The sequence below is a fragment of the candidate division WOR-3 bacterium genome, from assembly GCA_039801365.1.
In the GTDB taxonomy this organism is placed as follows: Bacteria; Hydrothermota; Tepidihabitantia; order Tepidihabitantales; family Tepidihabitantaceae; genus JBDRUN01.
The window spans coordinates 1-14,164 of the sequence record JBDRUN010000075.1 but is presented as its reverse complement, the minus strand read 5'-3'; the positions used below and the strand labels follow the sequence as shown (position 1 = coordinate 14,164).

Annotated in this window: 11 protein-coding genes; 5 read left to right on the top strand and 6 right to left on the bottom strand. The window is 59.2% G+C overall.

Going from position 1 to position 14,164, the window contains the following annotated elements; all coding sequences use genetic code 11:
- The coding region (locus ABIL25_08920; protein MEO0082396.1) for a hypothetical protein at positions 1-225 on the top strand (225 nt) is incomplete at its 5' end.
- Positions 226-389: 164 nt separating this feature from the next.
- Here the strand turns inward: ABIL25_08920 and ABIL25_08915 are convergent.
- Together ABIL25_08915 and cutA are read right to left on the bottom strand one after the other, a co-directional pair.
- Positions 390-2,066, bottom strand: a complete 1,677-nt coding sequence (locus ABIL25_08915; GenBank protein ID MEO0082395.1) for a HEAT repeat domain-containing protein — start codon at positions 2,064-2,066, stop codon at positions 390-392.
- Complete coding sequence (gene cutA, locus ABIL25_08910) at positions 2,057-2,413, bottom strand: divalent-cation tolerance protein CutA (GenBank protein MEO0082394.1); 357 nt, start codon at positions 2,411-2,413, stop codon at positions 2,057-2,059. Before cutA ends, ABIL25_08915 begins: the two co-directional genes overlap by 10 nt.
- A 245-nt stretch (positions 2,414-2,658) precedes the next feature.
- Between cutA and ABIL25_08905 the strand changes: the two genes are divergently transcribed.
- The 4 genes from ABIL25_08905 (at position 2,659) to ABIL25_08890 (ending at position 5,885) form a co-directional block, all read left to right on the top strand.
- Positions 2,659-3,207 (top strand): hypothetical protein, encoded by a 549-nt coding sequence (locus ABIL25_08905; GenBank protein MEO0082393.1) that lies wholly within the window; start codon positions 2,659-2,661, stop codon positions 3,205-3,207.
- Positions 3,208-3,315: 108 nt separating this feature from the next.
- Positions 3,316-4,263 carry an AAA family ATPase gene (locus tag ABIL25_08900; protein MEO0082392.1) on the top strand — a complete coding sequence of 316 codons (948 nt, stop codon included), beginning with the start codon at positions 3,316-3,318 and terminating at the stop codon, positions 4,261-4,263.
- Positions 4,241-5,080 (top strand): ParB/RepB/Spo0J family partition protein, encoded by an 840-nt coding sequence (locus tag ABIL25_08895; protein MEO0082391.1) that lies wholly within the window; start codon positions 4,241-4,243, stop codon positions 5,078-5,080. Before ABIL25_08900 ends, ABIL25_08895 begins: the two co-directional genes overlap by 23 nt.
- A gap of 79 nt (positions 5,081-5,159) precedes the next feature.
- Positions 5,160-5,885 carry a M23 family metallopeptidase gene (locus ABIL25_08890; GenBank protein MEO0082390.1) on the top strand — a complete coding sequence of 242 codons (726 nt, stop codon included), beginning with the start codon at positions 5,160-5,162 and terminating at the stop codon, positions 5,883-5,885.
- Between the two features lie 92 nt (positions 5,886-5,977).
- On the opposite strand, the gene ftsY is transcribed toward ABIL25_08890, so the two are convergent.
- From ftsY to ABIL25_08870, 4 genes are read right to left on the bottom strand one after another with little or no spacing between them, the layout of a single operon-like run.
- The gene (gene ftsY, locus ABIL25_08885; protein ID MEO0082389.1) at positions 5,978-6,904 is read right to left on the bottom strand and encodes a signal recognition particle-docking protein FtsY; all 927 of its coding nucleotides are present in this window, start codon (positions 6,902-6,904) and stop codon (positions 5,978-5,980) included.
- Between the two features lie 24 nt (positions 6,905-6,928).
- Entirely contained in the window at positions 6,929-10,471 is a 3,543-nt protein-coding gene (gene smc / locus ABIL25_08880) for a chromosome segregation protein SMC (protein ID MEO0082388.1), read from the bottom strand.
- 33 nt (positions 10,472-10,504) lie between these two features.
- Positions 10,505-11,590 carry a tRNA 4-thiouridine(8) synthase ThiI gene (locus tag ABIL25_08875; protein MEO0082387.1) on the bottom strand — a complete coding sequence of 362 codons (1,086 nt, stop codon included), beginning with the start codon at positions 11,588-11,590 and terminating at the stop codon, positions 10,505-10,507.
- Positions 11,591-11,650: 60 nt separating this feature from the next.
- The gene (locus ABIL25_08870) at positions 11,651-13,465 is read right to left on the bottom strand and encodes a PQQ-binding-like beta-propeller repeat protein (protein MEO0082386.1); all 1,815 of its coding nucleotides are present in this window, start codon (positions 13,463-13,465) and stop codon (positions 11,651-11,653) included.
- Between the last annotated feature and the right edge of the window lie 699 nt (positions 13,466-14,164).

The following is a 14,164-nucleotide window of genomic DNA, read 5'->3' as shown; positions in this document are numbered from 1 at the left end:
GCAGCAACGTTTTCACGCTTCCTCGCAACGCAAGCCAGTCTCTTGGCGGAATGCCAGCCGACTTTGCGGCCGCCCTCAGGGGGTCACCATGTACCTGGGCTAGAGCTCAACGCATCGGCCGACGCAAGTCTCGGTACAGAACTGCAACAGAGCACGCCGCACCTTACGTATTTCCTGCAGTTTACCGTGTCTGACCGGGATGAATGGGTTTCACAGCCCGGTTGAAGAAAAGAAAGCGCCGCCACGACAGCCATGTTTACGACGTATGAATCAGTCCCTTTTCAAGCCCGGCGCGATGCTAAGGATACGGATTTCAGAATGTTCTGCGTCCCCCGGTACTTGTCCTGTAGCAAGAAGCTACAGAACTTCTGCAACAAGTGAGCCGGCAACTACCAGCTGTCCGACGGCCGGTGGCCCTGCTGGAAATCAGCCTCAGATTCTTCGGATGAAGTCTGAAGCTCGGTTCCGGGTTCAGCAGCAATCGCCCCTAGTCTTCGCACTGCCCAGCGGGCCGCACGCCGCACTGCGTGTGGCTTCCGACTCAGTGGCCAGGGCCGGCCAAGCTTGCGCAGCCGACTGACTGTCTCAACCGCACGCATGGCCACCAACCCTTCAATTGCCGCAACCTGTGCCTCGATCAGGTCTGAGTCAAGTGCCTCAAGCAGAAACGGAAGCGCGGCGGGATTGCCGATGCGTCCGAGCGAACGCAGCGCATTCGTGCGTACAAGGTCGCTCGGGTCGGAAAGGAGTGCAAGCAACGGCATCGTCGCGCGGTGGTCCCGTAGCTTACCTAGGGCTTCGGCCACAATTGCGCGCACGACTGCGTCGCGGTCCGCCAAGAGAGCGAGCAGGGCCGGTACGACACGCGATTCACCGATTTCGCCCAGGGCCTGAGCTGAGACGATTCTTACCCAAGCAGTCGGATGTGTCAACCCCTGAAGCAGTTTCTCACACGCGCCCCGGTACCGGAGCCGGCCTAGGACGTCAGTCGCCCGAATACGGACTTCGGTCCGTTCGCTGGCCAAGAGCCGGACAAGCGGGTCGAGGGCCTGCTCACCCAGTCGCTCCAGACCATCGGCTGCGATCCCTACAACCTTTGGGTCCGGGTCTTCGAGAGCGTGAACCAGACATTCAGCCGAGCGAACATGCCGAATTCGACTGAGCGCATTTGCAGCCGTGAGTCTGACGCTTGCTTCGCGGTCTTCAAGGCAGCGGCCGAGCGAGTCAATTGCACCAGGGTCTCCGATGACACCAAGGACATCAGCAACCGCGCAACGGACCGTCGGGCTGGAATGTCCCAACAGTTTCTTGAGCGCCGGCACCGCGGCCCGGCCTTCGGCCAAGAGTGACGTCATGGCTCTAATCCGGTCAGACAGGTCGTCGCTGTCGAGCAGTCGCAGCAACGGTTCAATGGTGTGGGCACCGATGGAAAGCAGTGCCTCTTCTGCGCTCCGGCGTGCTTCTGGGCTCATGTCCTCTGCTGCAATACGGCTGAGTGCCTCGACCGCCTGACGGCTACCAATGCGGCCAAGCGCCCAGGACGCAACTGCCCTGACAGCAGGGTCATCGTCCCGAAGCTCGTCGAGCAGCGGGTTCACTGCAGATGGCTCCCTAAGCTCACCGAGGGCCCGGGCTGCAGCGGTTCTCACCTGGCCTGAAAGGTCGCGCAGTAGTTCCAATAGGCCGGGGACTGCGTCCGGCGTACCGACTCGGCCCAGGGCGCGGGCAACTTCAGCTCTGACTTCGGGGTCGCGTTCGGCCAGATATTGGTTGAGGATACCGATTGCCTCAGGAACAGCCAGTTGCCCGACAAGTCGAATCAGAAGACGGTCAACCGGACCTTGCCAGGACCTAAGATATTGTAGCACCGGTCCAACAGCGACCTTGCCGAGCCCAGCCAGCGCCTCGATGGCGTGTTCCCTGACTTCCGGCTCTGGGTCGTCAAGAACGAGCACCAGCGCGCCTGCAGCCTCAGCCGAGCCCAGCCGGCGCAAGTCCTCAATTGCCTTGGTGCGCGCCTGCGGGTCGGGGTCGCGCAGCCGGGCAACCTGTCTCCTTACGGGCAAGCTCGTTCCTTTGCTTCTAGTTGCCTGACCGCTGCTGTTAGCCAATCGAAGTAACGTCTGCTACCGGCGACTACCGGCAAAGCGATGATTTCGGGCGTGTCGTACGGATGGAGTTGCTCGATAGTTCGGATAAGTGTTCGAAGCCGGCCCGGTTTCGTCTTGGCCATACACAACCACTCCCGGCCGGTCTCGACTTTTCCTTCCCACCAGTAGATGCTTGCAACCGGGCCAAGGACTTGGCAGCAGCCAGCGAACCGGTGTTCGACAAGGTAACGCGCCAGTGACTGCGCCGCGGCCCGGGTCGGCAGCGTAGTTGCGACCTGATAGCAGCGAAACCTCACCCTCATAGTTTGCGCCAGACAGCAGCGTTCGTCAAGGAACGTGTGGTAACCTGAGCTCAAAGCCAAAGGCCAGAGGCCCAACCAGGAAAGAAGGCCGACATTGTCTAGGAGCTGATCCAACTGCCGAAGTCCTGGGTTATCTCCGCCATTCAATGCGTGCTCTCGCTGCTTCCGTTTCGATTCGGCGCGGATAGCGCAGTCGTTGACAAGCCTGTTTGATGTTCTATGCTGGCGCGTACCTGGAGGAACGCATGAACAGCAACCGCAGTTGGCTGATTGTCTTGGTCCTTGTGCTCCCGGGCCTTGTCTTCACCGGGTGCCGGGGCGGCGCCGAAGAACAGACCCTCACCGAACCTGAGTCAGGATTCAGCATGACGATTCCGACCGGCTGGAAAATCGGACGGCCGGACTGGTCAGGCCGGAAGAAGTACGTCCCGGCGGCGAAGGCACGGAACTGCTTTGCTTCCGCGGACCAATCCTACCCACTTGGTGCGGTACGTACCTTTCCGCTATCCGATTCGAGCTCACTGGCCGAGTACGTACACCTGCCAGGTGGATTGCACGGGCAACTGGTGAGCGAACAGCCGGTTCTTGTCTGTGGCTACGAAGCAATTGAAGTGATTGGCACTGGATTCGGCGAGGACAAGACCGCGGTCAAAGGAATCTACCGGTACATTCACAAGGACAACAGGGTTATTGTCGCTTCCTTCCTCACGACCGCAGAGCAATTCGCGGAGCTGGAGCCGGTATTCCGACAGTCGCTCGGTACCATCACATTTGAGCCGGCAAAAAACAAATAGTAGTTATCGCCCAGCACTCCTGACGTCAGCGCCGGATCGGCAGCACACCGCGAGTTGCAAAGCTTGCTGCAGCATTGACACCCGGGGCGATTCGGCTAGATTTCCGCAGTGGCACGACGAATAGCAGTCTGCAATCAGAAGGGCGGAGTCGGCAAGACCACAACTGCGGTCAACCTAGCAGCCGGGCTGGCGCTTTCCCGGTGCCGCGTACTTCTGGTTGACCTTGACCCGCAGGCACACGCCACGCTTGGCCTAGGTATTGACCGGACAAAGCTTACGGTCTCACTGTACGAGGCCTTGATTGAAGCCCAGCGGGTAGAAGAGGCGATTGTCCCGGAACGGGCCGAGCGGCTTGACCTCTTGCCTGGTGCAATCAGTCTGGCCGGTGCCGAGGTCGAACTCGTGGATGCACCGGAACGTGAATTCCGGCTGTCCCGTGCAATCGGTCTTGTTGATCCCAAGTACCAGTTCGTGGTTATTGACTGCCCGCCTTCGCTTGGACTGCTGACCCTAAACGGTCTGGTTGCAGCCCATTCACTGCTCATCCCGGTTCAGACCGAATACTATGCCCTGGAGGGAATCTCACGACTGCTCGACACCGTGAACCTGGTCCGACGCAGTCTGAACCCCGGTTTGGAAATCGAGGGGGTGCTCCTGACGATGTACTCGACACGACTGACGCTTGCTCAGCAGGTTGCCGCCGAGGTCCGGAATTTCTTCAAAGAACGGGTGTTCGACACGGTAGTCCCGCGCAGCGTGCGATTGGCTGAAGCGCCGAGTTTCGGCAAGACCGTGTTCGACTACGACAGCCATTCAGCCGGGGCCGAAGCCTATCGAGCATTGGCCGAGGAAATTCTGGCCCGGCACCGGCCATCCGATGTCTGGGAGCCGATGCAACTCAAGGCGCAGTCAGAACAGCCCAGCAACAGGATGTCAGAAGCGGCAAAACCACAGAACACACAGGCCGGCTCGGTGGGAAATTTGCAACACCTACAGACGGGGAATCCGGTTGCTATAGAGGAGAGAAAAGGCAATGACACGCAAGGCGCTCGGTAAGGGCATCAGTGCAATCATCCCGGAAGAAACAAGAGCCGCATTCGCGGTTGAAACCAGACCGGTGCCAGTCGCGGAAATCAGGCCGAACCCGTACCAACCGCGACAGCAGGTAGAGGAGAATCTTGAAGAACTGGCAGCCTCGATAAAGGCCAAAGGTGTACTCCAGCCGGTGGTGGTGCGGCGTTGCCGCGACGGTTATGAACTGGTGATGGGCGAACGCCGGCTGAGGGCTGCGAAGCTGGCCGGACTCGAGACGATTCCAGCAATGGTGCGCGATACTGACGAAGCCGAAATGCTGGAGCTGGCCCTGATCGAGAATCTGCAACGGACCGACTTGAACCCAGTAGACGAAGCCTTGGCATATCGAAAGCTGGTGGACGAGTTCAAACTTACCCACGACGAGGTCGCACAGCGCGTTGGCAAGGACCGCTCCACGGTCACCAATGCCCTGCGGCTTCTGACCCTGCCCTACAAGGTGCGTGACCTTTTGGCTGCAGGCCGAATCTCCACCGGCCATGCGCGCGCCCTCTTGAGCCTGTCCAGCCGACGGGACCAGGTCGAACTGGCCGAGCGGATTGTGCGGGACGGGCTCTCGGTCCGCCAGGTCGAGAAACTGTGCAGTCGGCGTGCCGGGCTCAAGGAAAAGCCCAGGCCCGAGAAGGACGTGTACATCCGGGAGCTCGAGGAGCGACTTCAGGAGGCGCTCGGCACCAAGGTCACCGTCAGTGAGTCAAAGCGGGGCGGCGTAATCGTCGTTTATTATCATTCGCCGGAAGACCTGGAACGGTTGGTGAACATAATGGTACGAAAGGAGTAGAAACCAGCGTGACGAGAACAGGGTCTGATCTTGAACTGACGGTGGTGAAGGGATAGGAGGAGACATCGCGCGGAAGGAAGTGTCGTTCATTGTCACGACTAACTACAGTGCGCGAATGCTCAAGCGCACACTTCCTTTGCCCGTGGTACGGGCAGTACTCGGTCTCACTGCTTTTCTTGCCGCAATCGCGCTTGCCGCACTAATCCTGGCCGGGATAGGCGCATACCAGTTCGGCCGGCTGTCCTATCTTGAGTACCGTAACCGTCAGCTTGAAGCCGAGTTCAACCAGCTCATAACACTCAAGGAGCGCCTGGTTGATCTTGAAGAACAGAGAAAGCGAATGGCCGAAATGCTCGGGGTCGAATTAACTCCGGCACCGGTGGACTGGGGTGCGCCACCACCTGATTCCGGCGTGATGGCCGGAATGACCCTCGGGAGCAGACCGGTACCCAGTGTCGCACCACTTGATGACTATGTCGTCTCACGTGGATTTAGCCCGGCCCATCCGGCAATGGACCTTGCCGCCCAGTCCGGGACCTCGGTCCGGGCAGCCGCGGACGGAATCGTAGCAGAACTCGGCACCGACTCCGTGTTCGGCCTGTTTCTGCTTCTAAGGCACACCCAGGGTTACGAGACTTACTACGCTCATCTTACCGACTGGAAGGTACGTGTTGCCGACACGGTCCAAGCCGGGCAGGTTATTGGCACAGTTGGTTCGACCGGCCGGTCCAGCGCACCACATCTGCACTTCGAGGTGCGCCGTGACGGCGAGTGCATGAACCCAACCTGGATAGTGAAGCAGTAGCCGCGCTACACCGCACAAGACGCCGAAGGTTGGACTCAGGCGTCGAACGTCACGCACAGCATGTCTGGGACCAAAGGCCCGTGACCCCCTCTTCACTCTCCGACCAGCGCCCGAGCATACGTCCGAGGGTCAAATGGCTCCAAATCCTCGATGCCCTCTCCGGTTCCGACAAATCTTATCGGAATCCTAAGCTCAAGCGCAATCGGGATGAGAATCCCGCCCTTGGCTGTGCCGTCGAGTTTCGCAATGATGATGCCGGTAAGATTCAGCCGTTTGTGAAACGCCTCGGCTTGGCGCAAGCCGTTCTGCCCAACCGTGGCGTCTAGGACAAGCCATGTCTCATCGGGCGCTCCTTCCCGCGCTTTGCCGCAGACCCTTTTCACCTTTTCGACCTCAGCCATCAGGTCCTGACGGGTGTGCAGCCGGCCGGCCGTATCAACCAACACGACGTCCATACCACGATTTCGCGCCTTGGCAATGGCATCGTATGCCACTGCTGCTGCATCCTGGCCCTTGGCCGATAGTACAATGTCAACCCCGGCCCGGCCGGCCCAGATCGAAAGCTGAGCCGCAGCCGCATCCCGGTACGTATCAGCCGCGGCTACGACTACTCTCAACCCTTGCCGACCGAAGAAATAACACAGCTTGCCCACGGTTGTAGTCTTGCCCGATCCGTTCACTCCGACAACCATTACCACTGCTGGCAATTCCGTCCCCGGGACTCTGACCTCAGAACCCGAAACTTTCAAGATGTTGACTATCTCCTGCTCCAGAGCGGCTCGCCGGTCCCTTGCCGTCAGCACTCTTTCAGCCAGAAGTCGGCTTGCCTTCACACCAACATCGGCGGAAAGCAGCAGTTCTTCGATCTCGGTATCATTCCGCGCGGCCAGCAGCCGGCGGAATACGTCCCTTGTCTTCGCCAGCCCCTGCCTGAGCCGGTCAATGGCGGATTTCGGCTTATAGCTCTCCAGTTCCGGGTTATCCAAAGGCCGATGCTCCTTGTCGTCCTGGCGGTTCATACTAACGACCGGCCCGGAAAAACACTAGCTGACCGCCACAGCCGCTGCCGAGCTCTTGTAGTCGGCCAGACTGACTGAGACCAGGGTGGATACGCCCGGCTGCTCCGCGGTCACGCCGAACAGTGCCTCAGCACGTTCCACGGTTAGCCGGTTGTGGGTGATGACAATTACCTGGGTGGTCGAAGACAGCTCCTTGAGATAGTCTGCAAATCGTCCGACATTTGCATCGTCCAGCGGTGCATCTACTTCGTCGAGGAAACAGAACGGCGCCGGCTTGACCCGGTAGAAAGCGAACAAGAGCGAAACCGCAAGCAGCGCCTTCTCGCCATCAGAGAGCTGTTCCAATCGCTTTGGATTTTTGCCCCGTGGTCTGGCAACGATTGCGACTTCGGACTCAAGTGGTCTTGTCTCATCAGTAAGCACAAGGTCGGCCTCGCCCTCAAGAAACATCTGCCGGAATATCTCCCGGAAATGGGCGCGCACTTGGCTGTAAGTCGCTAAGAATCGCTCCTTCGCGTGCCGGTCAATCTCAGCCAAGGTCTGGGTCAGATTGTTGCGGGCCGTGACTACGTCGTCGCGCTGGCTGATGACGCGCTCCAAATCCTCTCGCTCACGCCGATAGTCGTCAGCTGCCAGTGGATTCACCGCGCCCAGAGCGCTGAGCCGTTGCCGAACCTGGGCCAGCCGTGCCACCACATCCTCGACTTCAGCCGGCTCAAACGTCGCAAGCTCGGTCTTGTACTCAGTCCTCGCCTCATCCTCGATGGCCTGCCGGCGCTGTCTCAAACTCTGCTCACGCATTCGCTGTTCCATCAGAATAGTCTGGCTCTGTTCCCTCGCTCTGCGCAATTCGGTCAAGTTGCGTTCGAGTTCCTCCTCGACCTCCGCCAGGGCCGTAACTTTCAGTTGGTCAATTCTCGTCTCGACACGCGCAAGCTCGGCTCGGGTCCGCTCGATTTCGGGCTCCAGCATCACCGCTTCCTGCCTCAGCACTGCCGCATCCTGGCCGGCTTTTTCAGCCGCTCGCGCGAGCTCAGCAATTCTCCGCCTTCGTTCCTCAACCTGGCGCCGGGCGTAGCCGCTCTCGGCCTCCAGCCGCGCAACCTGCTGTCGCTGTTCGGCAAGCTCTGCCAGTCGCTGTGCCGCCTGATCTAACATGTCCCGCGCAACCTTCTCCTGTTCCCTCACTTGCTTTTCCACTAAAGCAAGGTTACCGGTCTGCTGCTCAACCTCGGCTACCACTGCCGAAAGTTCGGCTCTGAGTGTCTCCGACGTCTGCTGGTTGCTGCCCTTGGTCCCGCCCAGCCGGTTCAGCTCCGCAAGTATCCGGCTACGGTCCCGGTCCAGCTCCTGAAGCTTGGCTGCCACTGTCTCGAGCTTTGCATCGAGCAACGACTTCTGTCGGCCGGTCTCAACGGCTACCGCTCGCACTTCTTCAAGTTGACGGTCCAGCTCGACACATCGAATCTCGAGCTCACGTTCCCTGTTCTCAAGCTCGAGAACTCGGATTGCGGCTTGCTCTGACTCAGCCTTCTTCTCAGCTTTCAGCCGGTCCATTCGGAGCTGACCCTGTTCGTGTGCCGCAACGACAATTCGTCCGTCGCTGAACCTGGCCCAGCCCTGTTTACTCACCACACAGGTTCCAGACTCCGGGTTCCAGGTTCCCGTTTGTGTATCCGCAACCACAAATGACTGCACCAATTCCCGCAACAGCCCTGGCGCATTCTTCATTACCTCAACGTGATCTGACAGCCGCTCAACTGTTGTCCGGGTCCCGGTCTCCGGGGTTGCCGCAGCCGTGTTCGATTGAGGCGTGTCCTGACTCGGACTTAACGCTGTCCCGCTGCCCACCACCTCATCATTTCTGCTACTGAGAAACCCACACCAAGCCTCAAGTCTTGCGTCAGCCAGTCTCTCAAGCATGTTAACAGTGGGTTCATCTCTCGTAACGAGAAAATCAAGCACCGGTTGCAGTGCAGCCTCGCATGCCCTCTCCCATCCAGGCTCCACTGACACAAACTTAGTGAGCGGGCCAAGCATCGCTTCACCCAGAACGCGGCCGCATTGCGCCCTCCTGTCCGGCCCGGCTGAACTGAGCACGGCGAGGTCCTTATCCACCCAATTCTTCTGCTCGCGTTCCCGGGTCAGCTCCTCGTGGATGCGTCTTCGTTCCTGTTCGAGTTGGGCAAGCTCGGTCTCGAGAAGCGAGACTCGACGCTGGGTCTCCTCATTCCGAGTTCTGACCGCTGATTCGTGCTCCTGCAGTCCTGCCTCATCCTTCCGGCACTGGTCCAGCCGTTGCTCGACCTCGGCGAGTTCGAGCTTCACCCGCGTCACTGCTTCGTCCACGTTCTCCGCCACTGCCTCACTGTGCACCAGGCGGCTACGAAGCTCATGCTGCCGCTCCAGCAGATTCTCGAGCAGCTCACGCTGGGTCTGCTCGTGGCTGCGGAGATCATACAGTTTTCTTTCCGCGGCCCGCGTTACCTCCTGCGCCTGTTGCAGCGCCTGTTCGCGTTGCTCCAGCCCACGATTAGCATCGGCCACTACCTGCAGCGACCGTTCGAGCAATTGCTCAAGTTCGCCCGTGCTGGCGGCGAGCCGATCCTTTTCCTGCTCCAGGTTCCGCGCATTTTCCAAGAGAAACTCAGCCTTCTGGGTACCGATCAGGACCCGGCCCTCAAGTTCGCTCAGCCTGGTACGCAGCGACTGAGCTTGGCTGACCAGGTCATCTTTCAAGCTCTGCTCCTGTCTCAGCCGGGCCCGGTGCTGATGCAATTCCTCCTCCAAACGTCTCACTTCTACCAGCCGGTCGGCATCAGCCTGCTCCAGACTCCCAATGTCCTTCTCCAACGCCTCAAGTTCCCGGCCGAGCGAGTTGAACTCTGCCTTCAGCTCAACCAACCGGTATCCCTTTTCCTCCTCCTTGAGCTTCTCCCATGAACGAAGCTTGCCGGCCTGGTAGCGCAGACTGCGGACCACCCGCTCGCGCTCGGCGATGATGTCCTCAAGCCGAGTGAGGTCGGCCTCGGTCAGGGCCAATTTTCGCTCGCAGTCCGCCTTCGCCTCCTGGTACTTTGCAAGATTGGATGCCTCCTCGAACATTCTGCGAATATTGCCGGCGATAATCTCTCGCATCTGCCGCAGGTCAAATATCGAGTACGCCTTGGTACCGATCCCGGACGCAAGGAATAACTCCTGAATGTCCTTCTGCCGGCACGGCTGCCGGTTCAGGAAATACTCGCTCTCGCCGGTGCGAAAGAACCGGCGCCGGATTTCGATTTCGGCCGGGTAATCCGGCAGGCTGTCGTTGGCAAGAATCAACCTCACGTCCGCGTAGTTGGTTGCGGGAATCGTCGTGGTGCCACCGAATATCAGATCCTCAGTCTTACTGCAACGTAACATGTTGAACGACTGCTCGCCCAGAACCCAACGCAGGGCGTCGAGGATATTCGTCTTGCCACATCCGTTCGGCCCAATGATGGCGCTCATGCCGCTGGAGAAACGGAGCGTGGTCTTTTGCTGGAATGACTTGAACCCAGTGAGCTGAAGCTCTTTTATGTACACTCGGGCCTAACTATAGGAGCATCCCTGTCGAAGTCAAGCAGTACCGGCCCGGTCTGACACTTCAGACCGGACCAACAGCGCATCTGCTTCCTTTGCGCTTGCCGGCTCCACCTCCAATCGCTCGCCGCCGACCAGCAGCGTCACGCGGGACTCTTTCCGCCGGTCGCTGTACCGGGCACACAACCGCGCCGCCAGCAGCCGGTCCGATTCGTCCGACCGGACTGACGGAAGCAGGAGCGCAACCGGTCCGGGCAGATGCTGTGCGTCAACGACCACTGCCCGAACCGCCTTACCTCGCACGCGTTGCAGCAATTCCTCATTCTCCAGTCTATTCCGGCCCACTATCACCTTGCCCCCTGACGGCAGCCGGAAGTGTCGTCCGAAACTCAGAAGTTCAACCATCGCCACCGAATCCTCTCGGTGCGCCAGCGCCTCGCGCAGTCGGGCCGCATAGCCCGCGTCGGTCAGAAGACATCCGCCGGCTGGCGCCGGATAATCGGTGATACCGTACTGCGCCGCAAGCTCCATCTGCCGCTGCCTACCTCTGCCCTGGATGTCCAGAAGTTTCTCCCGGTCAACGACGCCTTTCTGCTCTGGAATCGTAGGCTTGAGCAGCCTTGCCGAGAGCGGCCTCAATAGATACCCCTCGGCTCCGGAACGCCGCGCCACGATGGCCAACGCTTGTCTGTTCTGCGACATCGGTCGCTGTCCCAGCACCTCACCGGTAGCAACGAAGCAATCTCCACTCCCGGCTTCCGAACTTCGGCCTACTGCTGCACCTCTTGTTGCGCGTCCTGCGTTCTTGCTTCGCGCCTGCCCAAACTCCCACGCCCGCCTTACCATCAGGATATGGCAATCAATGCAGGGGTTCATATTCTTTCCCCGGCCGTAGCGCGGGGCCTTCACCATCTCGATAAACTCCTGATCAATCGGCAGCCGGACCAGCTCAATGCCCAGTTGCTCGGCCGCCTTCTCGGCATTGCTCTTCTCGCCTAACCGCACCGGGCAATACGCGCCGGCGAAGTTGACCCCGGTAACGTGGATTCCCTGCTCCATCAGCACCCTGGCCGCGAGGATCGAATCCAATCCGCCGGACAGAAGTACAACACACGACGCCATCTGAATTAGGGCCGTGATTTGCTACGTGGACCGCTCCGAGTCACCCGAGCAGTCCTCAACCTAGCGGTTGCCCAGCCTGCCTGTGTTGTGCACATCGTGCTGCCACTTGGGCCAGGAAGCCTGCGTGTCCAGCAAACCGTCCGGATACCCGACAACGCAGTACAGAGCGTCACTCCCCGGGACAATGATGTTGCCGGTACTGGTAATCGTCGGTGAAGGTTTCCAGTACGGCATTTTGCCTTGGCGGGCAAAAGAAGCGGCTGGCCGATAATCTGAACAATGACATACCCACAGGACTTCACCGTCTTCCTGCCGAACACAGTAGAGCGCATCACCCCAGTTCTCATCCCGGCAGGCGCAGTACAGATAGCCGTTCCCGGCGAGTATCGGCGTCGTACCGCCATCAACCCCAAGTCGAGTGGACCAAACGACACTACCCGTTGCCAGCTCGATGCGGAAGAGTCTCGCCGAATCACCAATCGCGTACAACGCAGTCTTGCCGACAGCTACATGCAGGCCATGCTGACCAAGCGCCTTCTGCCACATGATGTTTCCCCCGGGTGAGACAGCGTACAGCCGGCCGGTACTCGAACCGCAATACACCGTGCCGTCCGTTCCGACTGCCAGTGTGCCACAAGCAATACCGGTATCGGTCATCACTTGCCAGGAGATACTGTCAAGCAGAGCTGTGAATCTGCACAGGTTGCCATCCCTGCCAGCAACAATGACGCCGCCGTCACCGTCAACCACGACCGCGCCGCCGACACGCGGGATATAACGTCTACGTTCCAGCCTCACCGTCTGTCCCAAGTCGGTAAAGAAGTAGAGGCTGTCGTTATCTCGTGGTACGTACAGTCTGTTGCCAACAACGGCTGGAGTGCCCCAAGAAATATAGGTCATCGAGTCCCCATGCTCGTATCCGGGCCAGTGCCACACGCGGGCAAGCGAAGGTGTGAAACAATAGAGCTCACCGTCCTGATGTCCAACGATGATATGACCGGTTGCCGCACAATACGATGGTTGTCCGTCGAAGAAAGTTCCTCCGCCCGGTATCAATTGACGAGCGGAACGACGCGTCTGGCCGGTAGCGAGGTCTATGCCATAGAACCACCCATCGTCTCCACCGGCGTAAACTGTCTCCCGGTTTTCATCCAGCACCACGACTGGCGACGAAACTACGCCATGCTCACCATCAGCCTGCCACACCCATAGCACTGCACCTTCTGTGCTGAGTACCAGTACCTCAGGCTCTGACCATTCCGATTCACTGCCATTCTTGTCTTTGGCCCTACAACGCACCTGCACGGTTCCGGCTGCGGCGTACCGGTGTGAGTCGAGTACGGTTTCGCCACTGGGAACAAGCACACTCCAACCGCCAACCATGTCGCCAAAGTCAAAGCAAAAAGCGACACTGTCTCCGTCCGGGTCAGTTGTCGTCGCCCGAAACAGTGCAATGCCGTGCGGTATGACCCGCTCCGGTATTGTGAACTGTGGTACTTCGGGAATCCCGTTGTCTAGCACGGTTGTCCATACCGCCTCGGTCCAACCTGATGCCCGGCCAGTCTCGCCCCAGAGGACCGCCATCGCCCTGACTGGATAATCGCCCGGATTCTTCCACTGATGCCGCACCTCGACGGTATCGCCAGAATGCCAGTTGAGCGTGGTGTCAATCAGCCCATCACCCCAGTCCACGACATACGCCACGTCCCGGTTCCCGGGCGCAGTCGTCGTCAAAGAAAAAAGCGCCCCTGCTTTGCGGTACACCTTCGCTGTCGTCGAAACGAATACCGGCGTTGCCGGCGGTGTTGGCCGGCAGCCGTTACCGAGCACTAACCAACTTGCCCCGCAAGCAGCAAGCAATTGAAGCCGTCTCATTCGAGAGCTGAGAATAGCACGTCACGGCCTGATTTCAAGCCTAGAGACGATTCTCGTCCGCTCCTATGAGAGGACCTGGCCGTGTCCAAGTAAGCCAGGGCGGATGCGACACTCAGCAGCTGGGCTGGACAAGGAAGAGAAAACCACCAGGTATTAGTGCATGGATGATATGATTTCTCGCCCTTTCGACTGCCCGAAGCCGTTGTAAGAAACTGCGGTTGAATGATTCGTGTGTACGCGGTATAAGAATAGTGTTTTCCGTATGTTGGGCAGAAATTTGAGGCTGGCAATTCAAGGGTAGGGGTCACTGGGGAGACAGCTACCCTAGGAAATCTTTGAGTTTCGACCCGTGCGAAATGAAACCCGCCTCCGACCCCCTCTCAGCTCAGACCTGGGCCACTGGTTCACTCACGGTCTTAGCTGCTGCATTGGTAGCCAGTTCTGTCACATCATGTGCCCCAAGGCGCAACCATGGTAGTCACAGAGTCGGTCACGGATACTGTGCCTCATTCTGGTACCGCTCAGGTCACTGGCTCTTGCACCGGACCTCTGGCTGGACTTGGGGGAGAACATCGGTCTGAGGTTGGGCTCATCTACCACGCATTGAGGTCTTGTCAAATTCTGTGGAAATAGATTCGGCGGTGTAGTAATAGCTCATGCTAGTTTGACCTCGACTCCGTCATGGTACTTGGCTCCAGC